Annotated in this window: 22 protein-coding genes and 3 tRNA genes; 10 read left to right on the forward strand and 15 right to left on the reverse strand. The window is 54.0% G+C overall.

Annotation, left to right across the window (positions count from 1 at the left end):
• Window positions 1-53 precede the first annotated feature (53 nt).
• The gene (gene serB, locus HVZ37_RS18735; RefSeq protein WP_042999345.1) at window positions 54-1,022 is read right to left on the reverse strand and encodes a phosphoserine phosphatase; all 969 of its coding nucleotides are present in this window, start codon (window positions 1,020-1,022) and stop codon (window positions 54-56) included.
• 117 nt (window positions 1,023-1,139) lie between these two features.
• Here serB and HVZ37_RS18740 point away from each other — a divergent pair, with 117 nt between their 5' ends.
• Window positions 1,140-1,808 (forward strand): YtjB family periplasmic protein, encoded by a 669-nt coding sequence (locus HVZ37_RS18740; RefSeq protein WP_042999344.1) that lies wholly within the window; start codon window positions 1,140-1,142, stop codon window positions 1,806-1,808.
• 1 nt (window position 1,809) lies between these two features.
• Complete coding sequence (gene lplA, locus HVZ37_RS18745; RefSeq protein ID WP_104446022.1) at window positions 1,810-2,826, forward strand: lipoate--protein ligase LplA; 1,017 nt, start codon at window positions 1,810-1,812, stop codon at window positions 2,824-2,826.
• An 81-nt stretch (window positions 2,827-2,907) separates the two neighbouring features.
• Here the strand turns inward: lplA and deoD are convergent, their stop codons facing one another.
• From deoD to deoC, 4 genes are all read right to left on the reverse strand, one after another.
• Window positions 2,908-3,627 carry a purine-nucleoside phosphorylase gene (gene deoD / locus HVZ37_RS18750; RefSeq protein ID WP_042999343.1) on the reverse strand — a complete coding sequence of 240 codons (720 nt, stop codon included), beginning with the start codon at window positions 3,625-3,627 and terminating at the stop codon, window positions 2,908-2,910.
• A 195-nt stretch (window positions 3,628-3,822) separates the two neighbouring features.
• Window positions 3,823-5,046 carry a phosphopentomutase gene (deoB, locus tag HVZ37_RS18755; protein WP_042999342.1) on the reverse strand — a complete coding sequence of 408 codons (1,224 nt, stop codon included), beginning with the start codon at window positions 5,044-5,046 and terminating at the stop codon, window positions 3,823-3,825.
• A gap of 51 nt (window positions 5,047-5,097) precedes the next feature.
• Window positions 5,098-6,420 (reverse strand): thymidine phosphorylase, encoded by a 1,323-nt coding sequence (gene deoA / locus HVZ37_RS18760; protein ID WP_042999341.1) that lies wholly within the window; start codon window positions 6,418-6,420, stop codon window positions 5,098-5,100.
• 106 nt (window positions 6,421-6,526) lie between these two features.
• On the reverse strand, window positions 6,527-7,306 hold the full coding sequence (deoC, locus tag HVZ37_RS18765) for a deoxyribose-phosphate aldolase (RefSeq protein WP_181627872.1): 780 nt from the start codon (window positions 7,304-7,306) through the stop codon (window positions 6,527-6,529).
• Window positions 7,307-7,567: 261 nt separating this feature from the next.
• Between deoC and HVZ37_RS18770 the strand changes: the two genes are divergently transcribed.
• Entirely contained in the window at window positions 7,568-9,118 is a 1,551-nt protein-coding gene (locus HVZ37_RS18770) for a YjjI family glycine radical enzyme (protein ID WP_181627873.1), read from the forward strand.
• Window positions 9,090-9,953 (forward strand): YjjW family glycine radical enzyme activase, encoded by an 864-nt coding sequence (locus HVZ37_RS18775; RefSeq protein WP_181627874.1) that lies wholly within the window; start codon window positions 9,090-9,092, stop codon window positions 9,951-9,953. The genes HVZ37_RS18770 and HVZ37_RS18775 overlap by 29 nt, the downstream gene beginning before the upstream one ends.
• On the opposite strand, the gene HVZ37_RS18780 is transcribed toward HVZ37_RS18775, so the two are convergent.
• The 8 genes from HVZ37_RS18780 to HVZ37_RS18815 form a co-directional block, all read right to left on the reverse strand.
• The gene (locus HVZ37_RS18780; RefSeq protein ID WP_181627875.1) at window positions 9,942-10,724 is read right to left on the reverse strand and encodes a metal-dependent hydrolase; all 783 of its coding nucleotides are present in this window, start codon (window positions 10,722-10,724) and stop codon (window positions 9,942-9,944) included. The genes HVZ37_RS18775 and HVZ37_RS18780 overlap by 12 nt on opposite strands.
• Window positions 10,721-11,794 carry a patatin family protein gene (locus tag HVZ37_RS18785; protein WP_042999336.1) on the reverse strand — a complete coding sequence of 358 codons (1,074 nt, stop codon included), beginning with the start codon at window positions 11,792-11,794 and terminating at the stop codon, window positions 10,721-10,723. Before HVZ37_RS18785 ends, HVZ37_RS18780 begins: the two co-directional genes overlap by 4 nt.
• A 121-nt stretch (window positions 11,795-11,915) precedes the next feature.
• A complete protein-coding gene (locus tag HVZ37_RS18790) occupies window positions 11,916-12,077 on the reverse strand; it encodes a DUF1328 family protein (RefSeq protein WP_003019081.1) in 162 nt (53 codons plus the stop codon).
• Between the two features lie 131 nt (window positions 12,078-12,208).
• Window positions 12,209-12,826: a molecular chaperone OsmY gene (osmY, locus tag HVZ37_RS18795; RefSeq protein WP_181627876.1), complete on the reverse strand. Its 618-nt coding sequence runs from the start codon at window positions 12,824-12,826 to the stop codon at window positions 12,209-12,211.
• 414 nt (window positions 12,827-13,240) lie between these two features.
• Window positions 13,241-14,830, reverse strand: a complete 1,590-nt coding sequence (gene prfC, locus HVZ37_RS18800) for a peptide chain release factor 3 (RefSeq protein ID WP_044253949.1) — start codon at window positions 14,828-14,830, stop codon at window positions 13,241-13,243.
• Between the two features lie 92 nt (window positions 14,831-14,922).
• Window positions 14,923-15,600 carry a pyrimidine 5'-nucleotidase gene (gene yjjG, locus HVZ37_RS18805; protein ID WP_044264694.1) on the reverse strand — a complete coding sequence of 226 codons (678 nt, stop codon included), beginning with the start codon at window positions 15,598-15,600 and terminating at the stop codon, window positions 14,923-14,925.
• 14 nt (window positions 15,601-15,614) lie between these two features.
• Window positions 15,615-16,061 (reverse strand): ribosomal protein S18-alanine N-acetyltransferase, encoded by a 447-nt coding sequence (gene rimI / locus HVZ37_RS18810; protein ID WP_042322031.1) that lies wholly within the window; start codon window positions 16,059-16,061, stop codon window positions 15,615-15,617.
• On the reverse strand, window positions 16,030-16,443 hold the full coding sequence (locus HVZ37_RS18815; protein WP_042999333.1) for a DNA polymerase III subunit psi: 414 nt from the start codon (window positions 16,441-16,443) through the stop codon (window positions 16,030-16,032). The genes rimI and HVZ37_RS18815 overlap by 32 nt, the downstream gene beginning before the upstream one ends.
• Before the next feature lie 102 nt (window positions 16,444-16,545).
• Between HVZ37_RS18815 and rsmC the strand changes: the two genes are divergently transcribed.
• The 4 genes from rsmC to HVZ37_RS18835 all read left to right on the forward strand — a co-directional run bounded on the left by rsmC (window position 16,546) and on the right by HVZ37_RS18835 (window position 18,194).
• A complete protein-coding gene (gene rsmC, locus HVZ37_RS18820; protein ID WP_181627877.1) occupies window positions 16,546-17,577 on the forward strand; it encodes a 16S rRNA (guanine(1207)-N(2))-methyltransferase RsmC in 1,032 nt (343 codons plus the stop codon).
• 297 nt (window positions 17,578-17,874) lie between these two features.
• Window positions 17,875-17,961, forward strand: a tRNA-Leu gene (locus HVZ37_RS18825).
• A gap of 28 nt (window positions 17,962-17,989) precedes the next feature.
• Window positions 17,990-18,076: transfer RNA gene (locus tag HVZ37_RS18830), tRNA-Leu, on the forward strand.
• Window positions 18,077-18,107: 31 nt separating this feature from the next.
• A tRNA-Leu gene (locus HVZ37_RS18835) sits at window positions 18,108-18,194 on the forward strand.
• A 25-nt stretch (window positions 18,195-18,219) separates the two neighbouring features.
• On the opposite strand, the gene HVZ37_RS18840 is transcribed toward HVZ37_RS18835, so the two are convergent.
• A complete protein-coding gene (locus HVZ37_RS18840; RefSeq protein ID WP_080343205.1) occupies window positions 18,220-18,456 on the reverse strand; it encodes a DUF1435 domain-containing protein in 237 nt (78 codons plus the stop codon).
• Window positions 18,457-18,700: 244 nt separating this feature from the next.
• Here HVZ37_RS18840 and HVZ37_RS18845 point away from each other — a divergent pair, with 244 nt between their 5' ends.
• The gene (locus HVZ37_RS18845) at window positions 18,701-19,765 is read left to right on the forward strand and encodes a GGDEF domain-containing protein (protein ID WP_042999330.1); all 1,065 of its coding nucleotides are present in this window, start codon (window positions 18,701-18,703) and stop codon (window positions 19,763-19,765) included.
• Window positions 19,766-19,877: 112 nt separating this feature from the next.
• Window positions 19,878-20,666 carry a siderophore-iron reductase FhuF gene (gene fhuF, locus HVZ37_RS18850; RefSeq protein ID WP_042999329.1) on the forward strand — a complete coding sequence of 263 codons (789 nt, stop codon included), beginning with the start codon at window positions 19,878-19,880 and terminating at the stop codon, window positions 20,664-20,666.
• A 28-nt stretch (window positions 20,667-20,694) separates the two neighbouring features.
• Here the strand turns inward: fhuF and HVZ37_RS18855 are convergent, their stop codons facing one another.
• The gene (locus HVZ37_RS18855) at window positions 20,695-22,041 is read right to left on the reverse strand and encodes a PTS sugar transporter subunit IIC (protein WP_042999328.1); all 1,347 of its coding nucleotides are present in this window, start codon (window positions 22,039-22,041) and stop codon (window positions 20,695-20,697) included.
• Window positions 22,042-22,138: the final 97 nt, after the last annotated feature.

Here is a 22,138-nt window from a genome sequence, read left to right on the forward strand (position 1 = left end):
GATGGCGGCGGCGCCTTACCCGGCCTACACCTTAATACCAGCCGGTATCTCAATTATTTCTGGTTCATGCTGCCGGAGAGAATGCAGAACACCCCCATCAGGTCAGCGTGACGGATAGTAATCTCCGTCTTTTCATTCACTTTCGGCTTGGCATGGTACGCAATCCCCAGCCCCGCCGTTTTGATCATCGGCAGATCGTTGGCGCCATCGCCAATCGCCACGGTCTGCGCGATCGGGATTTCATATTCCTGCGCCAGTCGGGTCAGCGTTTTGGCCTTATACTGCGCATCGACGATATCGCCAATCACGTTGCCGGTAAATTTACCGTCCATGATCTCCAGTTCATTCGCCACTGCCGCCGTTAGCCGCAGTTTCTCACGCAGATACTCGGCAAAGAAGGTAAAGCCGCCGGAGGCGATTGCCACCTTCCAGCCCAGCGTTTCCAGCTTCAGCACCAGTTGCGTCAGGCCTGGCATCAGCGGCAGACTTTCACGTACCTGATGCAAAATATTGGCATCCGCGCCTTTCAGCGTCGCCACACGACTGCGCAGGCTGGCGGTGAAGTCGAGTTCACCGCGCATCGCCCGTTCGGTCACTTCCGCGACCCTTTCGCCGGTACCGGCCAGTTTGGCGATCTCATCAATGCACTCGATCTGAATCGCGGTGGAGTCCATGTCCATCACCAACAGGCCAGGCGTACGCAAATGCGGGATTTTCCCCAACGGCGCAACGTCTAATTGCGCATCATGCGCCAGTTTCGTCGCGCGAGGCGTGAGCGAACCGGCAAGGCGAATGACCTGATAGTCCTCGACACACCACGCCGCGACAATCACCATCGCCGCGCCCAGTTTGCTCTGGTACTGAGTGAGACGTTGTTTATCCAGCCCGCGTCCGTACAGCAGCCAGCCGCTACGTCCAGCGTGGTAATCCAGTGGCATCACCTCGTCACCACTCAAAGAAAGGGGCAAACCTGGCCATAAAGAGACATCTTCAGGCAAATCGCACCAGGTAATGTTAGGCATTAAAGCTCCTGTAAAATCGTTCGGGCCGGGAAGGTTCACGGGGAAAATAACGCATGAGGCTACCCTGTAACCATCGCTTCTGGCAACATTAAGCCTCAAATTTTCAGCAGGTGGAATATGGCTCGCGCAAAACTGAAATTCCGACTTCATCGTGCAGTGATTGTATTGTTCTGTCTCGCACTGCTTGTTGCGCTCATGCAGGGCGCCTCCTGGTTCAGTCAAAATCACCAGAGACAGCGTAATCCGCAGCTTGAAGAGTTGGCGCGCACGCTGGCGCACCAGGTCACGCTGAACATCGCGCCGCTGATGCGTACCGAAACGCCTGACGAAAAACGCATCAAGACCATTCTGCAGCAGTTGACGAAGGAAAGCCGCATACTTGATGCCGGCGTTTATGATGAACAAGGCGATATGATTGCCCGCGCAGGCGAAAGCGTAAATGTGCGCGACCGTCTGGCGCTGGACGGTAAAAAAGCCGGCGGCTACTTCAACCAGCAGATTGTAGAACCCATCCAGGGGAAAAATGGCCCACTGGGCTATCTGCGCCTGACGCTGGATACGCATACCTTAGCCACTGAAGCCCGGCAGGTGGATAATACCACCAACATTTTACGCCTGATGCTGCTGCTTTCACTGGCCATCGGCGTAGTGCTGACCCGCACTCTGCTGCAGGGTAAACGAACCCGCTGGCAGCAATCGCCCTTCCTGCTCACCGCCAACAAGTCGGTGCCGGAAGAGGAAGAGAGCGAGAAAAAAGAGTCATTCGTTACAGGAAAGGAAAACTGACATGTCGACACTTCGCCTGCTTATTTCTGACTCTTATGACCCCTGGTTTAACCTGGCGGTCGAAGAGTGTATTTTTCGTCAGATGCCCGCCACTCAGCGCGTGCTGTTTTTGTGGCGCAATGCCGATACGGTCGTCATTGGGCGTGCGCAAAACCCGTGGAAAGAGTGCAATACGCGGCGGATGGAAGAGGACAACGTGCGCCTGGCGCGCCGCAGCAGCGGCGGTGGCGCGGTCTTCCACGATCTCGGCAATACCTGTTTCACCTTTATGGCCGGGAAGCCGGAATACGATAAGACCATCTCGACGTCCATTGTCCTGAATGCGCTTAACGCACTGGGCGTGACGGCTGAAGCTTCAGGACGTAACGATTTGGTGGTGAAAACGGCGGATGGCGACCGTAAGGTTTCTGGCTCAGCCTACCGCGAAACCAAAGATCGCGGTTTTCATCACGGCACACTATTGTTGAACGCCGATCTCAGCCGACTGGCAAACTACCTGAATCCAGACAAAAAGAAACTGGCGGCCAAAGGCATTACCTCTGTACGCTCGCGCGTGGCGAATCTCACCGAACTGTTGCCAGGCATCACCCATGATCAGGTGTGTGCGGCGGTAACCGAGGCCTTTTTTGCCCACTACGGCGAACGCGTTGAAGCGGAGGTGATCTCCCCGGACAACACGCCCGATCTGCCGAACTTTGTCGAAACCTTCGCCCGCCAGAGCAGTTGGGAGTGGAACTTCGGGCAGGCACCGGCCTTCTCGCATCTGCTGGATGAACGTTTTACCTGGGGAGGCGTCGAACTGCACTTTGACGTTGAGAAAGGGCATATCACCCGTGCGCAGGTGTTTACGGACAGTCTCAATCCGGCACCGCTAGAAGCGCTGGCCGCACGTCTTGAGGGCTGCCTGTATCGTGCCAGTGTCGTACAGCAGGAGTGCGAATCTTTGACGAGGGATTTTCCGGAGCAGGAAAAAGAGTTGCGGGAATTGTCAGCGTGGATTGCACAGGCGGTGCGCTAATAAAAAGCCCGCTGGCACTGCTCAGCGGGCCTGGAAAACCGTAGGCCGGGTGAGGCGAAGCCTCCCCCCGGCACCCAGGTCTTACGCTTTATCGCCCAGCAGAACGGATTCCAGCGCGATTTTAATCATGTCGTTGAACGTGGTTTGACGTTCAGCCGCCGTCGTCTGCTCGTGCGTACGGATGTGGTCAGACACGGTGCAGATAGTCAGTGCTTTCGCGCCAAATTCTGCCGCCACGCCGTAGATACCCGCCGCTTCCATTTCCACGCCCAGGATGCCGTATTTTTCCATCACGTCGAACATTTCGCCGTCCGGAGAGTAGAACAGATCCGCAGAGAACAGGTTGCCAACGCGTGCGTCCACACCCAGTGCTTTTGCCGCGTCAACCGCGTCACGTACCATGCCGAAATCAGCAATCGCGGCAAAATCATGGTCTTTGAAACGAATGCGGTTCACTTTGGAATCGGTGCAGGCACCCATACCAATTACCACGTCACGCAGTTTTACGTCCGGACGCACAGCACCACAGGACCCTACGCGAATGATTTTCTTCACGCCGAAATCAGTGATCAGCTCTTTGGTGTAGATGGAGCAGGACGGGATACCCATACCGTGACCCATGACGGAGATCTTACGGCCTTTGTAAGTCCCGGTGAAACCTAACATGCCGCGAACGTTGTTTACTTCGCGTACATCTTCAAGGAAAGTTTCCGCAATGTGTTTTGCGCGCAGCGGGTCGCCCGGCATCAAAACGACGTCAGCGAAATCACCCATTTCTGCATTAATGTGAGGAGTTGCCATCTTTTATCCTTATTTCGTTGTTATTGCCTGATGGCGGCTATGCCTTATCAGGCCTACAAAATGTATTCAAATACCCTAAGGATTTCGCGTTGTAGGAAGGCGACGAATTCGTGAATCCCCGGGAGCATAGATTAACTATGTGACCGGGGTGAGCGAATGAAGTCAACGCATCTACAGCGCGAAAGACAACGGGTATTACAGCATGTTTTTACCGTATTCCATTGGCGACGTGCCAAAGTACGAAGCGAGAGTCTGACCAATATCCGCAAAAGTTTCGCGGTGGCCTAACGAGCCCGGTTTTACTTTCGGGCCGTACACCAGCACCGGAATGTGTTCACGGGTGTGATCGGTACCGGTCCAGCTCGGATCGCAGCCATGGTCAGCGGTCAGGATCAGAATGTCATCTTCACCCACCAGCTCCATCAGCTCCGGCAGACGGCGGTCGAACAATTCCAGACCGGCCGCATAACCGGCGATATCACGGCGGTGGCCCCAGGAGGAGTCGAAGTCAACGAAGTTAGTGAAGACAATCGTCTTGTCACCCGCTTCTTTCATCTCTTTAATAGTGGCGTCAAACAGCGCGTCCAGGCCGGTGGCTTTCACTTTTTTAGTGATGCCGCAGTTGGCGTAGATGTCCGCGATTTTACCGACGGAAACTACATGGCCGTCTTTCTCATCAACCAGTTTCTGCAACACGGTCGGCGCTGGCGGTTCAACGGCCAGATCGTGACGGTTGCCGGTACGCTGGAAGTTACCCGCTTTGTCGCCAATGAACGGACGCGCGATGACGCGACCGATGTTGTAACCGCCTTCGGTCAGCTCTTCACGGGCGATCTCGCACAGCTCGTAAAGTTTATCCAGGCCAAACGTCTCTTCATGGCAGGCAATCTGGAACACGGAATCCGCGGAGGTATAGAAAATCGGTTTACCGGTTTTCATATGCTCTTCGCCCAACTGGTCCAGAATCACCGTACCGGAAGAGTGGCAGTTACCGAGATAGCCCGGCAGGTTCGCACGTTTGACCAGTTTATCCAGCAGTTCCTGCGGGAAACTGTTTTCGTGGTCGCTGAAATAACCCCAGTCAAACAGAACCGGCACACCGGCGATTTCCCAGTGGCCAGACGGCGTATCTTTACCGGAAGAGAGCTCATGCGCCCAGGCGTATGCGCCAATCACTTGTGCGTTAGCGTCCATACCGGCTGCGATTTTACCGGTAGACCCTTCATGCGCTTTCACCAGACCCAGGCGGGTCAGGTTTGGCAGATTCAGTGGGCCTTTACGCCCTTTGTCAGCCTCGCCTTTGGCACAGGCTTCAGCGATATGCCCCATGGTGTCGGAACCTACGTCGCCAAAGCGATCTGCGTCTTCCGTCGCACCAATACCAAAGGAGTCCAGCACCATAATAAATGCACGTTTCATCTTGTTCTCCATTCATCTGCGCTGCAAAAAAGCGATCAGATCAGTATATAGCTATTCGGTGATACGACGATAGACCGTTGGTGTGCTTTCAGGCGCTTTATCGTCAAGGATAATTGCCGCTTTGACGGCTTTCGCCGCGTCCTGCCAGCTGGCTTCATCTTTCGCGTGGATCACCGCCAGCGGACGCTGCCCGTCTACGCTGTCGCCAAGACGCGCCATATCGGTAAAGCCGACGCTGTAATCAATGGTATCCGACGCCTGGCGACGACCGCCGCCCATCGACACCACCGCCATACCCAGCGCACGCGTATCCATCGCGCTGACGAACCCTTCGCTATCAGCGTAAACCGCTTTACTGAGCATTGCCGTCGGCAGGTATTTCGCGTAGTTCTCCACGAAGTCGGTCGGGCCTTTCTGGGCGGCAACCATCCGGCCAAAGATCTCAGCGGCTTTACCGTTATCCAGCACCGCCTGCAATTTCGCCCGCGCGTCAGCGTCGTCTTTCGCCAGATTGCCGGAGATCAGCATTTCAACACACAGCGCCATCGTCACATCGAACAGGCGTGGGTTGCGGTATTCGCCGGTCAGGAACTGCACCGCTTCGCGTACTTCCACCGCGTTACCCGCGCTGGACGCCAGTACCTGGTTCATGTCGGTCAGCAGCGCGGTGGTGCGCACGCCAGCACCGTTCGCCACGCCCACAATCGCTTCCGCCAGCGCTTCAGAGAGCTCATAGGTCGGCATAAACGCGCCGCTGCCGACTTTCACATCCATAACCAGCGCATCCAGCCCTTCCGCCAGTTTTTTCGCCAGAATGGAGCCGGTGATAAGCGGAATGGAATCCACCGTTGCGGTAATATCGCGGGTGGCATAAAAACGTTTGTCCGCCGGTGCGAGCGAGCTGGTTTGCCCGATGATCGCCACACCCACGTCCTTAATGATTTCGCGGAAACGGTTGTCGTCCGGGAAGATATCGAAGCCCGGAATAGCTTCCAGTTTGTCGAGCGTACCGCCGGTATGACCCAGTCCGCGACCCGAGATCATCGGAATGTAGCCGCCACAGGCCGCGACCATTGGGCCGAGCATCAGCGACGTCACGTCGCCCACACCGCCGGTGGAGTGTTTATCCACGATCGGGCCGTTCAGATTCAGGCTCTTCCAGTCCAGGACGGTTCCTGAATCCCGCATTGCCATGGTCAGCGAAACGCGTTCTGGCATCGTCATATCGTGGAAGAAAATGGTCATCGCCAGGGCGGCGATCTGCCCTTCTGAGATGGTATTGTCACGAATACCATTGATAAAGAAACGAATTTCTTCATCGCTCAACGCATGACCATCACGTTTTTTACGAATAATTTCTTGTGCGAGAAACACGATAACCTCCCGATTAGGGCCGGGTAAGCCATGTGCTCCCCGGCGAGTCGTATTGATGCCGGATGGCGGCTAACGCCTTATCCGGCCTACGATGGGCAATTCAAATTTAGTAGCTGCTTGCGCTCTTACCATCGCCGTGACCCAGCGCTTTCAGCAGGCTTGCCAGCAGGCTGGATGCCCCAAAGCGATAGTGACGAGAATCCGCCCAGTCCGCACCGAACAGTTCATCAGCGATAGCCAGGAACTGCTGAGCATCTTCGGCGGTACGCACGCCGCCCGCAGGTTTGAAGCCCACAGTTTTGGATACGCCCATATGGCGGATCACTTCCATCATGATGCGAGCGCTTTCCGGCGTGGCGTTTACGGGTACCTTACCGGTAGAGGTTTTAATGAAATCCGCACCTGCTTTGATAGAGATTTCAGAGGCCTTACGAATAAGCTGCTCTTCTTTCAGCTCACCGGTTTCGATGATCACTTTCAGCAGCACGTTTGCCGCCGCGCACGCATCTTTACAGGCTTTCACCAGATCGAAGCCGACCTGCTCGTTACCAGCCATCAGCGCACGGTACGGGAAGACCACGTCCACTTCATCCGCCCCGTAAGCAATCGCCGCGCGGGTTTCCGCCAGCGCGATCTCAATATCGTCGTTGCCATGCGGGAAGTTAGTCACCGTCGCAATACGGATATCCGGGGTGCCCTGCTCTTTCAGCGTTTTACGCGCAATCGGGATAAAACGCGGATAGATGCAGACTGCTGCCGTGTTGCCAACCGGAGTTTTCGCCTGATGACACAGGGCGATCACTTTTTCATTGGTGTCGTCGTCATTCAGGGTGGTCAGGTCCATCAGTTTCAGTGCGCGCAGGCTGCTTGCAGTTAAATCGCTCATAACATTCTCCAACGGCGTCGCCGTATAAAATTCTCACCTTGCGAGTCTGTTAGTATTCTAACATCGACTCACCGTTACACTTCGATATACATCACAGTTAATGAAAACTACGTACAAATTTGCATTACTGTAATGAGATCAACTTCAAAAAATAGTCCTTTTCTGTCGATTTCTTCTCCACTCAGGCGCATCAGGATCAAAGTGCTGACAGCACATCTTTCTACAATGACGTTATGATCTTCGGCCTATAAAGGAATTACGATGCCTACGACCCATGAAACCGCGCTGCAACAACGTTGCCAACAAATCGTCACCAGCTCACTCCTCAGTCCGGAACAGAAACGTCATTTTCTCGCGCTGGAAGCAGAGAACAACCTGCCTTACCCTTCACTGCCCGCCGGGGCGCGCCAGGCGCTGGACGACGGGGTTATCTGCGATATGTTCGAAGGTCACGCACCGTATAAACCGCGCTATGTGCTTCCCGATTACGCGCGTTTTCTGGCCAACGGTTCAGCATGGCTGGAACTGGAAGGGGCGAAAGATCTGGACGATGCACTGTCTCTTTTGACCATTCTGTATCACCACGTGCCTTCCGTCACATCGATGCCGGTTTACCTGGGGCAACTGGATACGCTGCTGCAACCATATGTGAAAATTCTAACACAAGAAGCGATCGATATTCGAATAAAACGTTTCTGGCGGTATCTCGACAGAACGCTGCCTGACGCTTTTATGCACGCCAACATTGGCCCGGCAGATACCCCCATCACCCGGGCTATTTTACGCGCCGACGCAGAGTTAAAGCAGGTTGCGCCTAATCTGACGTTCATCTACGACCCGGAAATCACCCCCGATGATCTGCTGCTGGAAGTGGCAACAAACATCTGTGAATGCAGCAAGCCGCATATTTCCAATGGGCCGGCAAATGATAAAATTTTCACAAAAGGTCATTATGGTATTGTCAGTTGTTACAACTCTCTGCCGCTTGCCGGTGGCGGCAGCACGCTGGTTCGTCTCAATCTGAAAGCCATTGCCGAGCGCAGCACTTCTGTCTATGACTTCTTTAACCGCACACTGCCGTACTATTGTCAGCAGCAAATTGCCATCATCGATGCGCGATGTGAGTTCCTCTATGAAAAATCACATTTCTTTGAGAATAGCTTCCTGGTGCAAGAAGGTCTGATCGATCCACAACGTTTTGTGCCGATGTTCGGTATGTACGGCCTGGCGGAGGCGGTTAACCTGTTGTGCGAAAAAGCGGGTATGAATGCGCGCTACGGCAAAGATGAGACGGCGAACGATCTGGGCTATCGCATCAGCGCCCAGCTTGCGGATTTTGTCGAAAACACGCCGGTGAAATATGGCTGGCAGCAGCGCGCCATGCTGCATGCCCAGTCGGGGATCAGTTCAGATATTGGCACTACGCCGGGCGCACGTTTGCCCTATGGCGATGAACCGGATCCGATCACCCACCTGCAAACCGTCGCACCACACCACGCGCATTATCAGTCCGGTATCAGCGACATTCTGACGCTCGATGAGACCATCAAGCGTAACCCGCAGGCGCTGGTGCAACTCTGTCTGGGCGCGTTCAAAGCGGGAATGCGCGAGTTTACCGCCAACGTCAGCGGCAACGATCTGGTCCGCGTTACCGGGTACATGGTGCGCCTGTCGGATCTGGAAAAATACCGCGCCGAAGGCTCGCGGACCAATACCACCTGGCTGGGGGAAGAGGCCGCACGCAATACGCATATTCAGGAACGCCAACCTCGTGTCGTCAGTCATGAACAGCAGATGCGCTTCAGTCAGTAAGGTTATCCCGTTCTCCTGCGTGGACGGGCCGGGCAGTCGTCTGGCCCTCTTTCTGCAAGGGTGCAATCTGCGCTGTAAGAATTGCCATAACCCGTGGACCATGGGACGCTGCAACGACTGCGGCGAATGCGTTCCGCAGTGCCCGCACCAGGCGCTGAGTTTCAGTGACGGGAATGTTGTCTGGCATGCCGAGGCCTGCAAACAGTGTGATACCTGTTTGCAGATGTGCCCGCAGCAGGCAACGCCGATGGCGCAAACAATGAGCGTGGACGAGGTATTGCGCCAGATCCGCAAAGCATCATTGTTCATTAAGGGTGTCACCGTCAGCGGCGGCGAAGCCACGACGCAGTTGCCTTTCGTTGTGGATTTGTTTACGGCGATTAAGGCCGACCCGCAGCTCCGGTCGCTGACTTGTCTGGTCGACAGCAATGGGCTGTTGAGCGAAACCGGCTGGCAGAAACTGCTACCGGTTTGCGATGGCGTGATGCTCGATCTCAAAGCCTGGGATAGTGAGCGCCACATCGCACTCACCGGTCGGGATAACGCGCAGATCAAGCGCAGTATTACGCTGTTGGCGCAGCGAGGAAAGCTGGCAGAACTGCGCCTGCTGGTCATCCCCGGGCAGGTGGATTATCTGCAGCACATTGATTCACTCGCCGCATTCATCGGACAACTGGGAAATGTCCCGCTACGACTGAATGCCTTTCATGCGCACGGGGTATACGGTGAGGCAAAATCCTGGCCGAGCGCGACGCCACAAGAGGTGGAGACGCTGGCGCAGGCATTACGGGAACGCGGCGTGACTGAGCTTATCTTCCCTGCACTATATCTCTAGAGTAAATAATGCTGTCGTATTGCGATACAGCGTCTCAGCGATCGCCTCTGCGGGTTCCGGGCGCAGTTCGCATAACACATCGAACACTCTCGCCGCCTGTTCCGGACGATTTGGCTGCCCCTGAAAACCATTCAACGGCATATCCGGCGCGTCGGTCTCCAGCAGCAGCGCCTCCAGCGGCAATCGTGCCATCACGTCACGGGTTTTACTGGCGCGCGGATAGGTAATCGTCCCGCCCACCCCGATTTTGTAGCCCAGTTGCACAAAACGTTCTGCCTGCTGCAGGCTGCCAGCAAAACCATGTACCACCCCGGTACGCGGCAAATCCTGGCGCTTAAGGTGCATCGCCAGCGTGTCATGCGTACGTCGGGAATGCAGGATCACCGGTAAATCGTAGCGTTTTGCTAACCGCAACTGGGCTTCCAGAAACCGTTCCTGCTTCGCGAACTGCGGATCGTCGCGATACCGATCCAGGCCAACCTCACCAATGGCGATCACTTTTGTCGGGCGCGTCGCCAGCGCCTGCTGCAGACGTGCAAGATCCTCATCGGTATGTTTCTCAATCACGATGGGATGCAGCCCCAGCGCGGCATACAACCGGGAAAAGCGTTCCGCCAGCGCCTGCACGCGGGCAAAGTTTTCCGCTGCGGTGGCCGGAATGATGATCTTCTCAATGCCCGCCTCACCCGCGAGTTGCAGGCTGTGGGTTTCATCCCCGGTAAAAGGCGGAAAATCAAAGTGACAGTGGGTATCGATAAAGCGAAAACTCACGCCAGATCCTCATTGCTGAATGTCGTATCGTTAGCCTGCGGCGCATCGCTCACCACCGCCGCATGGGTATCGTTGGCCACCGGTGCTGGTGGAACCACCACTGGCGTCGGCGTGACGATTTGCGGCAGATGGCGTGATAACGGCGGTTCCGCTGCCAGTAGTTTTCCCACGGTCGCCAGGAAGTAGCGCCCACACAGCCGCCCGGTTTTATAATCTTCCCGCAATGCCGGAATCCGGCTTCCCAGCGCCATACTTTTTAGCGGCTTCGGCGGGTAGATTTCAAAGATCTTCAGCTTGCCCGGCGGTTTTTCAATGAATCGCTGAATTTCCGTATAGCTGGCTTCGTGGTGTTGAACCAGATTGAGCAGCGGCTGCAGGCTGCTTTCGCCCAGCCAGCGCTCCATCCGCTTGAACCACTGCGGGGTGTAATACATTTGCGAAGGCACCGTTCGAATCACCACCAGCGTTTTCGCCCCCTGCTTCACGGCCTCACGCACCGGAATGGCATCGCTGATCCCACCATCCAGGTAATTGATCCCCTCCAGCGATACGCCACTACGATAGAACCCTGGGATCGCGCTGGACGCCCGGATCAGATCGAGCCAGTTTTGCGTATTGGGAGAGAAATAGTAGGGCGTGTAGTCATCACCCCGACAGGCGCACATGTAAAACGATTTCCCGGTTTCGAACAGGCGCGAGGCGGTATCCATCTGTAACGGCATCTGACTGGCCGTAGATTCCACCAGCCAGTCGAGATCGATCAGATTCCCACCGCGCACGAAGCGTACCGGGTCAAAGAATTCCCGTCTGGTGGTATAGCGCATGATGACTTTGCGCCCGTAGCCGGGCTGGTTGCACAGATAGGCCGACAGGTTTTGCGCCCCCGCCGAGGTGCCGTAATAGAGATCGAACGGATTAAACTGCGCGCGCATGAACTCGTCCAGTACACCTGCGGTAAAGATGCCACGCTGCCCGCCGCCCTCGCAGACCAACGCCAGGCGACCCGGTTTGAACCTTCTTAATGACAACGGCGCAATATTGCCGAGCGTGACGGGTATACGCTGCCCCACCTCTGCCTTCCTGTTTCTTATTACGTAATGTGTCAAAATAACGCAAATAGACGGCGGCTAAAACCGAAAAAGCCAGTCCACTGGACTGGCTTGACAGCAAAATCATTGTACGCCTTACGCGCTAGGGCCGCTTACGCCCTGTAAACAGGCTGACCAGGAAGAGAATAATCCCGACGACGAAGACAATTTTCGCCGCGCCCGCTGCCGTACCGGCCAGTCCACCAAATCCCAGAGCGGCGGCAATTAACGCGATAACCAGAAATATAATGCCCCAACGAAACATACGCTTCTCCTTTACCATAGTTAATGTCGACCGCTTGATATGAGCGCTCAGGCTGCTCATTCACGCTATTGTTTGTGTAGTGCTAGTGCTCATGACGTCCTCCGACCGGGGCCGGAGGAGAAAACGAAGACTTACTGCGCTTTCAGATCGTTTTTGACGCTTTTTACGCCATCAACGGCTTTCGCGATGCTCTCAGCGCGCTCGATTTGCGCCTGGGAATCCACGGTGCCGGAAAGCTGGACCACACCATCGGTCGTTTCTACTTTCACTTTGCGAGAAGGAACGATGTCATCCGCCAGCAGTTTCGCTTTGATCTCACTGGTGGTTGCCGTATCGCCGGCATAGCCTTTCACGGAGTCTGATTTGCTGTCGCGCACGTGGAGTTTGTCGCTGACGGAGGTTACGCCTTCAACACCTTTCGCCACGGTCACGGCCGCTTCCGCCTGCGCCTGGCTTTCGACGAAGCCGCTCAGCGTCACGACTTTCTGCTCGGTTTTGACGGAAATATCGGTGCTCTTAATGTTTTCATGATCCACCAGTGCCGCTTTCACTTTGGCGGTAATGGCGCTGTCATCCATGAAATTACCGACTTTATTCATAGAGCTATCGACTTTCTGCCCTGCGCTTTCTACACCGGATTGCGCTTTATCCATTGTGGTGTTTTCTGCATACGCAGAACCCGTTGCCACAGAGGAGGTCAACATCACGGCCAGCAGAGTTTTAGAAATCTTCAGTCTTGTCATAGTCATCGATTTTTTCCTGTATGGTTTGCTCATAATTTGAGCTCAGGCAACATAAGGTTGCATTGCTGAATGTGGTGAAAAATTCACCCAGCTCAGAAGTCAATGGCGGCGGTCACAATCACGCAACAGAAAAGGTGATGATGATACGCTGACAGGTGCCCCTCTGAGTCAGTTATTAATATCGTGACTACACCAGACATTAGCTTTAACTACTTATATTCACGAGTTGAACGGTATTTAAAGCCAATGTTTATGTCATCACTTTGTTAAATATAGATCACAATTTTGAAAAAGCGCGTAGGATTGCATAAAAAACAGGCAGTCATAAGCAAAACAGAGGGATTTAAGAACATTCCGCAAGGGGATAATAAGGCTGGAAAAGTCGCAGGGCGCAGCGACAGCCGCGCCCTGAAGGGGTAATTAGTGTTCGCGCGTCTTACGGAACTGAACGTCTGGATAACGCTCTTGCGTCAGGTTGAGGTTCACCATCGTCGGTGCGATGTAGGTCAGGTTATCACCGCCATCCAGTGCCAGCTGAACTTCATTCTTACGCTTAAACTCTTCGAATTTCTTCGCATCAGCACATTCCACCCAGCGTGCCGTCGCCACGTTGACAGATTCATAAATGGCTTCAACGTTGTACTCGCTCTTCAGACGGGCAACAACCACGTCGAACTGCAGTACCCCGACCGCGCCCACAATCAGATCGTTATTGGCGATCGGACGGAACACCTGTACCGCACCTTCTTCGGAAAGCTGTACCAGCCCCTTCAGCAACTGTTTCTGCTTCAGCGGATCTTTCAGGCGAATACGACGGAACAGTTCCGGCGCGAAGTTCGGTATACCGGTGAACTTCATCATTTCACCCTGGGTGAAAGTATCGCCAATCTGGATTGTACCGTGGTTGTGCAGACCGAGGATATCGCCCGGGTAAGCCTCTTCTACATGCGAACGGTCACCGGCCATAAAGGTCAGCGCGTCAGAGATCACCACGTCTTTGCCGATACGGACCTGACGCATCTTCATGCCTTTTTCGTACTTGCCGGAAACAACGCGCATGAATGCCACGCGGTCACGGTGTTTCGGATCCATGTTGGCCTGAATTTTAAAGACAAAGCCAGTGAACTTCTCTTCTTCCGCTTCCACCACGCGCGTATCGGTCTTGCGTGGCATTGGCGCTGGCGCCCACTCCACCAGACCATCCAGCATGTGGTCAACGCCGAAGTTACCCAGTGCGGTACCAAAGAAGACCGGGGTAATTTCGCCCGCCAGGAACAGCGCTTTATCAAACTCGTTAGAGGCGCCCTTCACCAGTTCCAGTTCGTCACGCAACTGCTGCGCCAGATCCTCGCCAACGGCCGCGTCGAGATCCGGGTTATCCAGACCTTTAACGATGCGCACTTCCTGAATGGTATGGCCTTTACCCGTCTGATACAGATAGGTTTCATCTTTATAGAGGTGATAAACCCCTTTGAACAGCTTGCCGCAGCCAATCGGCCAGGTGATCGGCGCACAGCCGATTTTCAGCTCGTTCTCAACTTCGTCCAGCAACTCCATCGGGTCACGGATGTCGCGGTCGAGTTTGTTCATAAAAGTCAGGATCGGCGTATCGCGCAGACGGGTGACTTCCATCAGCTTACGGGTACGATCCTCGACGCCTTTCGCGGCGTCGATCACCATCAGACAGCAGTCCACTGCCGTCAGGGTACGATAGGTATCTTCGGAGAAGTCTTCGTGCCCCGGGGTGTCCAGCAGGTTAACCAGGCAGTTGTGATACGGAAATTGCATCACGGAGGTGGTAATGGAGATCCCACGCTGCTTTTCCATTTCCATCCAGTCTGATTTCGCATGCTGGCTGGAACCACGGCCTTTTACCGTACCGGCAGTCTGGATCGCCTGTCCGAACAGCAACACCTTCTCAGTGATAGTCGTTTTACCCGCATCCGGGTGAGAAATAATGGCAAAAGTGCGGCGCTTGGCCACCTCCTGCAAATAAGGAGACAACGTCATAGTTCATTCTTCTTGAGTAAACGCGGCATCGCACCGCGCATGTTGAATACGAAAAATTGCGGCTATTTTACCCATCAGCGGGGGGGAGGCAATCAGTGTTTACACAGGAGCAGCTCCAGTTCGTGTAATGACGATACGGTCCAGGTCGGCTCGATGCCTTCGGGCTGCTCGCGATGATGCGCATTCAGCCAGCAGGTAGAAAGCCCGGCGTTGATGCCGCCAAGAATATCGGACGCGGCGGTATCTCCAACCATCAGCACCCGATCACGATCGGGATTGCCCGCCTGCGCCAGGGCGTAATCAAAAATCTTCGGATCCGGCTTCGCCACGCCCACTTCTTCAGAAATGACCAGCAAATCAAAATAGTCGCGTAGTCCCGTGCGCTCCAGGCGGATCTGCTGTAAGGAGGTGAAACCGTTGGTAATAATGCCAATTTTGGCTTTGCCGCGTATCGCATTGAGCAGCGAAACGGCCCCTGGCAGCGGCGCGCAAATTTCGGCCATCGCGTTCATAAAGGCATCGTTAAGCGAGCCCGGCTCAACCTTTAACCGTTCTGCCCAGCTCTGGAAGCGGGCATGCTGAAGCTGTAATGAGGTGATCGCGCCGTTCTGATAATCCACCCATAGCGGTTTATTCACGGCCTGGTAGTCCTGAAAATCCTCAGCGGTAAAGGTGATGCTGTAGTCGAGAAACATCCGCTGTAAGCCAGTAAACGAGTCAAACGTGAACAGCGTTTCGTCGGCATCAAAGAAAATCCAGTCCCACTTCATCATTACACCTTCTTTTACATACTGATTGGCAGTGCCATTATGATGGCGTCCTCACGACCGTCAGCGGTCGGATAATAATTGCGGCGAATCGTTGCCTCGTTGAAGCCTAAGCTTTCATACAGTGCGATGGCGGCAACGTTGGAAGCGCGAACCTCCAGCCACAGCGTCAGGACGCCGCGTTTTTCTAATTCATCAATGAGATGTTCCAGCAGCGCTTTCCCTAATCCCCGGCGCTGAAAATCGGGATCAACGGCAATGTTGAACAGCGTAGCTTCATCCAGCACTACCTGCGTAATGGCAAACGCCGCCATTCTCCCCTCTACCGTCAATTGATAGTTGAGATAACGCTCCCCCTGATTACTGGCAAACGTGTGCTCACTCCAGGGAAACGCATGGGCGCGCTTTTCAATCTGAAACGCGGCGGGTAAATCACTCTGACTGAGGGAAGAAATCGTGTTCATGTGTGCAGATTTGTTGCCATAGTGCGGCGCGTGCCGTTGGGTTTACCCGCAATTCATCAAATGCCGGCGTTGCAATCTGCGCGCCTTCCAGCGTCAGCGGCGCATCTGTACCCAGTCGCCAGCTGTTGCAGCGGCTGCCCTGCGGCAGCATCGCGACGCGTTCGGGCGTCACCTGCAATACCTGATCGGGGCTCAGCGTTAAGGCTCGCAGAATGTCACTGACCAGAGGTTCTGTCAGCGGCGGCAGTGTTTCACCGACCATCACCAGACGGACGTGCGCAGGAATGGAAATCGCGATCTCTCCCTGCAACGCGCCGGGGCGACGCAGCGACCACTGGGTAATGCCCAGTTGCTGTAACTGCCAGTCTCGTCGGGTTGTCATAGCGAATCGCTCCTGTATTCAGGGGCGCAAATATAGCAAATTAGTCGAATAGACGCCATCAAACGTCTATAATCGCCCGCTGTATGAATTAAGGAGTTTTCCATGTCTGCTTTTACCCCGGCAAGTGAAGTCTTGCTGCGCCACAGTGATGATTTCGAACAAAGCCGTATTCTGTTTGCCGGAGACTTGCAGGATGACCTGCCCGCGCGCTTTGAAAGCGCAGACCGCCGCGTGCATACCCAACAGTTCCACCACTGGCAGGTGCTGAGCCGCCAGATGGGCGACAACGCACGTTTCAGCCTTGTCGCACAAGCGCAAGACGTTGCCGACTGTGACACCTTTATCTATTACTGGCCGAAAAACAAGCCGGAAGCCCAGTTCCAGTTGATGAATATTCTGTCGCTGCTTCCTGTGGGAACCGACATTTTCGTAGTCGGTGAAAACCGCAGTGGCGTACGTAGCGCCGAGCAAATGCTGGCGGAATATGCCCCGCTGAACAAAATTGACAGCGCGCGTCGTTGCGGCCTGTATCATGGTCGTCTGGAAACGCAGCCGATGTTTGATGCCGATAAATTCTGGGGCGAGTACCACGTTGATGGGCTGACGATCAAAACCTTGCCTGGCGTCTTCAGCCGCGATGGTCTGGATGTCGGCAGCCAGTTACTGCTCTCCACGCTGACACCACACACTAAAGGTAAAGTGCTGGACGTCGGCTGTGGCGCAGGTGTACTTTCTGTCGCGCTGGTCAGTCACTCACCGAAAGTGCGTTTAACGCTCTGTGACGTCGCCGCGCCGGCGGTGGAAGCCAGTCGCGCCACCCTGGCGGCGAATGGCATTGAGGGCGAAGTCTTTGCCAGCAACGTCTTCTCTGAAGTGACGGGGCGCTTTGATATGATCATCTCTAACCCACCGTTCCATGACGGCATGCAAACCAGCCTTGATGCCGCACAATCTCTGATTCGCGGTGCCGTACGTCATCTGAACAGTGGTGGCGAACTGCGCATTGTTGCTAACGCCTTCCTGCCGTATCCGCAGGTACTGGATGAGACCTTTGGCTTCCACGAGGTCATCGCCCAAACCGGACGCTTCAAAGTGTATCGTACGGTCATGACCCGCCAGGCGAAAAAAGCCTAGTCGCGATAACGGCCATGCGAATGGCCGTTGAGAGGGATGACAAACCTCATCCCGATACCGAACAAGCAGAGATCACCTCATTAAAAACAAGGAAAATCAACTCATTGATTTTCGTCTGATAACCACAAAGAAGGAAAAACCACGTTTTTTCCTTCTTTGTCAGTAGCCTGAACGGCCATGCGAATGGCCGTTTTTGCAGCAATCACCGCTATCCTACGTAATTAACTATTGACGAAAAACTGAAAACCACTAGAATGCGCCTCCGTGGTAGCGATTCTTTTTAAGAATCGATGGTATGCGAAGGTGGCGGAATTGGTAGACGCGCTAGCTTCAGGTGTTAGTGTCCTTACGGACGTGGGGGTTCAAGTCCCCCCCCTCGCACCATAAACCACGTTGATATTGCTCGCACTGGGCGAAGGTGGCGGAATTGGTAGACGCGCTAGCTTCAGGTGTTAGTGTTCTTACGGACGTGGGGGTTCAAGTCCCCCCCCTCGCACCAACGAGGCGATATCAAAAAGTAAGATGACTGTGCGAAGGTGGCGGAATTGGTAGACGCGCTAGCTTCAGGTGTTAGTGTCCTTACGGACGTGGGGGTTCAAGTCCCCCCCCTCGCACCAATTATCTTACCTTCCTCTCCAAAATTCATCCCTGATTCCAGTTCATCATCACCAGCATCATTCCGCCGATCAACACAACGCATGATGGTAACAATACAAAGTGCCGCAAATGTTTGTGATAAAGCATAGCCGGTGTCAGCAGTAACCCGAATACAATAATGGTCTTCCATGCCCCGAGAGAAAGATCGGCAAACGCCAGCCCGGCAATCACGATCCCCGGCAGCAAGACTCCCCATCCACTGCCCAGCGCCCGTTGCAACATGGTTTCACCTCTCATACCGATAATGATAACCAATATCATATGATAAATTTTCTCATTTGTCAGTAATCCATAGACCACTTACATGAGCTTTACTTAAGTAATGATGACACGAATTATTTAAGGTGATAAATTGCACAGCGGTAAACATAGAGACACAATAATCTGAACTTAAGCGAGCATCTTCTCGCCCATTATTTGTGTGACCTGAACAGTGTAATTGTTAGATAAATAATGACGTTAAGATATGACTGCACAATCCTGGCAAACTCTGCGCACGAAAAAATACCAACTCTCTCTGCGACTCTTTTTGTTTCTCAACGCTGTTTCCGCGTTGTTTGCCGTAGCCTTTCCGATCTTTCCCAGTAAAACCATCTCCACACCAGGATCTCTCATCCTTGTGCTGAGCACTGCGTTACTGACATGGCATGTAAAGTATGCGAAGAAGCGGATTAATCTCCATGCTATCTCGCTACTCTTTGGTGGGTTATGGGCAGCGCACATTACGCTGAAATACCTGGCTCAGCAGAATCCTGACTATTCTTTTTTGCTGGTTGCACTGCTGACGGTGTTATTTATTGGCTCAATTGCTTTTGCCAATAATATCATCGCTTTCACCCTTCATTCGCTGCCATCCTTATTCGTCTGTTTATGGCTAAACGGCCACGAACATGGCCTGCAGTTACTCTTTTTTATGGCCCTGCCCATGGCCGGTATCGCGATTCAGCATGTGATTCAAAAGCGCTATGACGACTTCGCCCAGCAACTGATGTTCAAACTGCTCGCCGAAAAAGAGACACTGACTGACCTGAGCATGCTTGACCCATTAACGGGCCTGTACAATCGGCGGGGACTCCAGCATAAGCTGAAAGCCGTGCTGGAACTCGACACGCATGAACATTACGTTTTACTGATCGACATCGACCATTTCAAAGCCTACAACGATCACTATGGGCATATGATGGGCGATCAGGCGCTGATCCGCGTTTCTGCTGCGATCCGCAACGCTGTGCGTTCACGTGATGTCGTCGCCCGGTTTGGGGGAGAAGAGTTTATGGTGTTACTGACGGCGATCGACCCACAAACCGCCCGCACGGTAGCGGAACGCATCCGACAGAATGTTTACGATCTCAAAATTCCCCATATGTTCAATGAGAGCGTCGCAACTCACGTCACGATCAGTATCGGTATTGCGCCTCTGGTGGGGAGCGATGTCGAAGGAGCCATTCTTCATGCCGATCAGGCGCTCTATAAAGCTAAGGATTTGGGTCGTAACCATATTTTAGTCAGTGACGATCCGGGTATCGCCTGACGAACGATGGCGCATTCGTGCGCCGTTAAACGTCAGCTGACAAAGATCTTGCTATCGGTTATCGCTATCGTTAGGATTGGCAATCATTATCATTTAGATTACTATCCAGACTATGGCCTATCGTTCCGCACCGATCATTGACGATGTCATCTGGCGAACGCATCTCCAGCCACAGATGCCCTCGCTGGCCGAAGCCGTACGCGCAACCATAGCCCAGACGCGTGAGCATCTGCTGGATTTTATCCGTCTGGATGAACCCGCACCACAAAGTGCGATGACGCTGGCACAATGGTGTCGCCCCAGCGAGCTTCAGTCTCTGCTGGCAATTTACTCCGATCATATTTATCGTAACCATCCCACGCAGTCGCGCGAAAATAAGCCGCTAATCTCGCTGTGGGCGCAGTGGTACATCGGTCTGATGGTACCTCCCCTCATGCTAGCCCTGCTCACGCAGGAAACAGCCATTGATGTCTCGCCCGAACATATCCACGTTGAGTTTCACGAAACCGGGCGTGCTGCGTGCTTCTGGATCGACGTACATCAGGATCAACTGGCGACAACGCAATCCCCGCAGGCACGCATGGAAACGCTGGTTAAGCAGGCGCTGACGCCGGTCATCCAGGCACTAGAGGCGACCGGAGAGATCAACGGCAAACTTATCTGGAGCAATACCGGCTATCTGATTAACTGGTATCTCACTGAAATGAAACCGCTGCTGGGTGAAACATTGTTGAATACGCTGCGCCAGACCTGCTTCTTTGAAAAGCAGTTGTCCTGTGGGGCTGACAACCCGCTCTGGCGTACGGTCGTCCCTCGTGAAGGCGTCTTGGTACGCAGAACATGCTGTCAGCGTTATCGTCTGCCGGACGTTCAGCAGTGTGGTGACTGTACGCTGAAGTAGTCAGGGAGCGTTCGCCCCCTGATGATAACTACGCAATCTGCTCGTTTTCCGCGTCTGAACGTTGTGCCTCTTCCGCCTCTTGTTCCAGCAGTTGCTTCTCGTACACTTTAAAGAACGGGAAGTAGATGACGGCTGAAACGATTGCCAGAAGCACCACCAGAATTGCAGCACGATAATCCCAGCCTAATGCCCACGCGGCTCCGACTGGCGCTGGCGCAGTCCATGGCACAACCGAAATTACACGACCAATCAGATCCAGTTTCATCGCCGCCCATGCCAGCACGGCGTTCACCATCGGCGCTAACAGGAAAGGAATAAAGAACACCGGATTCATAACAATTGGCGTACCGAAAATCACCGGCTCGTTAATGTTAAAGATACTGGGTACTACGCTCAGTCGGCCTATTGAGCGCAGATGTACGGAACGACTGCGCAGATAGCAAATCACCAGCCCCATCGTCGCACCCGACCCGCCAATCACGATGAAGAACGTCCAGAATGCCTCCATGAAAATATGCGGTAACGGTGCCCCCTGCGCCAGCGCAGTCTGGTTCATACCCAGGTTGGTCAGCCAGAACATTTGCAGCATCCCGGAGACGATCGCCGCACCATGAATACCGGCAAACCACAACAGATGACCAATCAGTACCGCCAGTAAAATCGCTGGCAGAGAATCGGCAGCGGATACCAGCGGTTTGAAGATGGACATAATGGCTTGTGGGATGAGCATGTCGAACTGTGCCTGAATCAGCAGGCTGAGTGGGTATAATGTCAACACCACCACCAGCACCGGGATCAGCAGATCGAATGAGTTTTTGATCATCGGCGGGACCTGATCGGGTAAACGAATGCCGATGTTATGCGCTTTCAGAAAGCGCATCATTTCTACGCAGTAAAGCGCCACCAGAATCGCCGTAAAAATCCCCGTTCCGCCGAGGCTGTCCACCGGCAGAGTGCCTTTTGTTTTAGGCGCGGCGACCAGTAAGAACGCCATGATAGAGAGCATGGCGCACATGAACGGGTCCAACTGATATGACTTGACGTAATGTTTGCCCAGGTTATAGGCAATGGCGGCACAGATGTAGATCGACATGATCCCCATGGTCATATCAAAGGGGGTCAGGATCTGCCCTTCAAACTGCTTCGCCAGATCCAGCCAGGTCCGGGCAAAGCCCCAGGTGGTATCGGGTGAAAACGGAGGATAGGCAAATACCAACAAAAACGATCCGACAATCATAAATGGCATCGCAGAGATAAAGCCGTCACGGATAGCCATAACATGACGCTGTGAAGAAATGCGCCCGGCAATCGGGCTGACATAGTTTTCAACAAACCGGAAAATCACATTAAAGACTGCATGGTTGGTAGATTTCATAAGTGGCTCTTTTTATGTGATACAGAGGAAGTGACAGCTCCAGTATTAATCGCTCTTTCGAGGACTGCAACCGGTTACGGTAACCGGTTTCCGTGAA

The organism is Citrobacter sp. RHB35-C17 (assembly GCF_013816795.1).
In the GTDB taxonomy this organism is placed as follows: Bacteria; Pseudomonadota; Gammaproteobacteria; order Enterobacterales; family Enterobacteriaceae; genus Citrobacter_A; species Citrobacter_A amalonaticus.

What these genes read in the sequence shown, in the direction of transcription:
- serB (WP_042999345.1), bottom strand. Translation starts at nt 1,022, where the DNA reads ATGCCTAACATTACCTGGTGCGATTTGCCTGAAGATGTCTCTTTATGG.
- HVZ37_RS18740 (WP_042999344.1), top strand. Translation starts at nt 1,140, where the DNA reads ATGGCTCGCGCAAAACTGAAATTCCGACTTCATCGTGCAGTGATTGTA.
- lplA (WP_104446022.1), top strand. Translation starts at nt 1,810, where the DNA reads ATGTCGACACTTCGCCTGCTTATTTCTGACTCTTATGACCCCTGGTTT.
- deoD (WP_042999343.1), bottom strand. Translation starts at nt 3,627, where the DNA reads ATGGCAACTCCTCACATTAATGCAGAAATGGGTGATTTCGCTGACGTC.
- deoB (WP_042999342.1), bottom strand. Translation starts at nt 5,046, where the DNA reads ATGAAACGTGCATTTATTATGGTGCTGGACTCCTTTGGTATTGGTGCG.
- deoC (WP_181627872.1), bottom strand. Translation starts at nt 7,306, where the DNA reads ATGAGCGATTTAACTGCAAGCAGCCTGCGCGCACTGAAACTGATGGAC.
- HVZ37_RS18770 (WP_181627873.1), top strand. Translation starts at nt 7,568, where the DNA reads ATGCCTACGACCCATGAAACCGCGCTGCAACAACGTTGCCAACAAATC.
- HVZ37_RS18775 (WP_181627874.1), top strand. Translation starts at nt 9,090, where the DNA reads ATGAACAGCAGATGCGCTTCAGTCAGTAAGGTTATCCCGTTCTCCTGC.
- HVZ37_RS18790 (WP_003019081.1), bottom strand. Translation starts at nt 12,077, where the DNA reads ATGTTTCGTTGGGGCATTATATTTCTGGTTATCGCGTTAATTGCCGCC.
- osmY (WP_181627876.1), bottom strand. Translation starts at nt 12,826, where the DNA reads ATGACTATGACAAGACTGAAGATTTCTAAAACTCTGCTGGCCGTGATG.
- prfC (WP_044253949.1), bottom strand. Translation starts at nt 14,830, where the DNA reads ATGACGTTGTCTCCTTATTTGCAGGAGGTGGCCAAGCGCCGCACTTTT.
- yjjG (WP_044264694.1), bottom strand. Translation starts at nt 15,600, where the DNA reads ATGAAGTGGGACTGGATTTTCTTTGATGCCGACGAAACGCTGTTCACG.
- rimI (WP_042322031.1), bottom strand. Translation starts at nt 16,061, where the DNA reads ATGAACACGATTTCTTCCCTCAGTCAGAGTGATTTACCCGCCGCGTTT.
- HVZ37_RS18815 (WP_042999333.1), bottom strand. Translation starts at nt 16,443, where the DNA reads ATGACAACCCGACGAGACTGGCAGTTACAGCAACTGGGCATTACCCAG.
- rsmC (WP_181627877.1), top strand. Translation starts at nt 16,546, where the DNA reads ATGTCTGCTTTTACCCCGGCAAGTGAAGTCTTGCTGCGCCACAGTGAT.
- HVZ37_RS18840 (WP_080343205.1), bottom strand. Translation starts at nt 18,456, where the DNA reads ATGTTGCAACGGGCGCTGGGCAGTGGATGGGGAGTCTTGCTGCCGGGG.
- HVZ37_RS18845 (WP_042999330.1), top strand. Translation starts at nt 18,701, where the DNA reads ATGACTGCACAATCCTGGCAAACTCTGCGCACGAAAAAATACCAACTC.
- fhuF (WP_042999329.1), top strand. Translation starts at nt 19,878, where the DNA reads ATGGCCTATCGTTCCGCACCGATCATTGACGATGTCATCTGGCGAACG.
- HVZ37_RS18855 (WP_042999328.1), bottom strand. Translation starts at nt 22,041, where the DNA reads ATGAAATCTACCAACCATGCAGTCTTTAATGTGATTTTCCGGTTTGTT.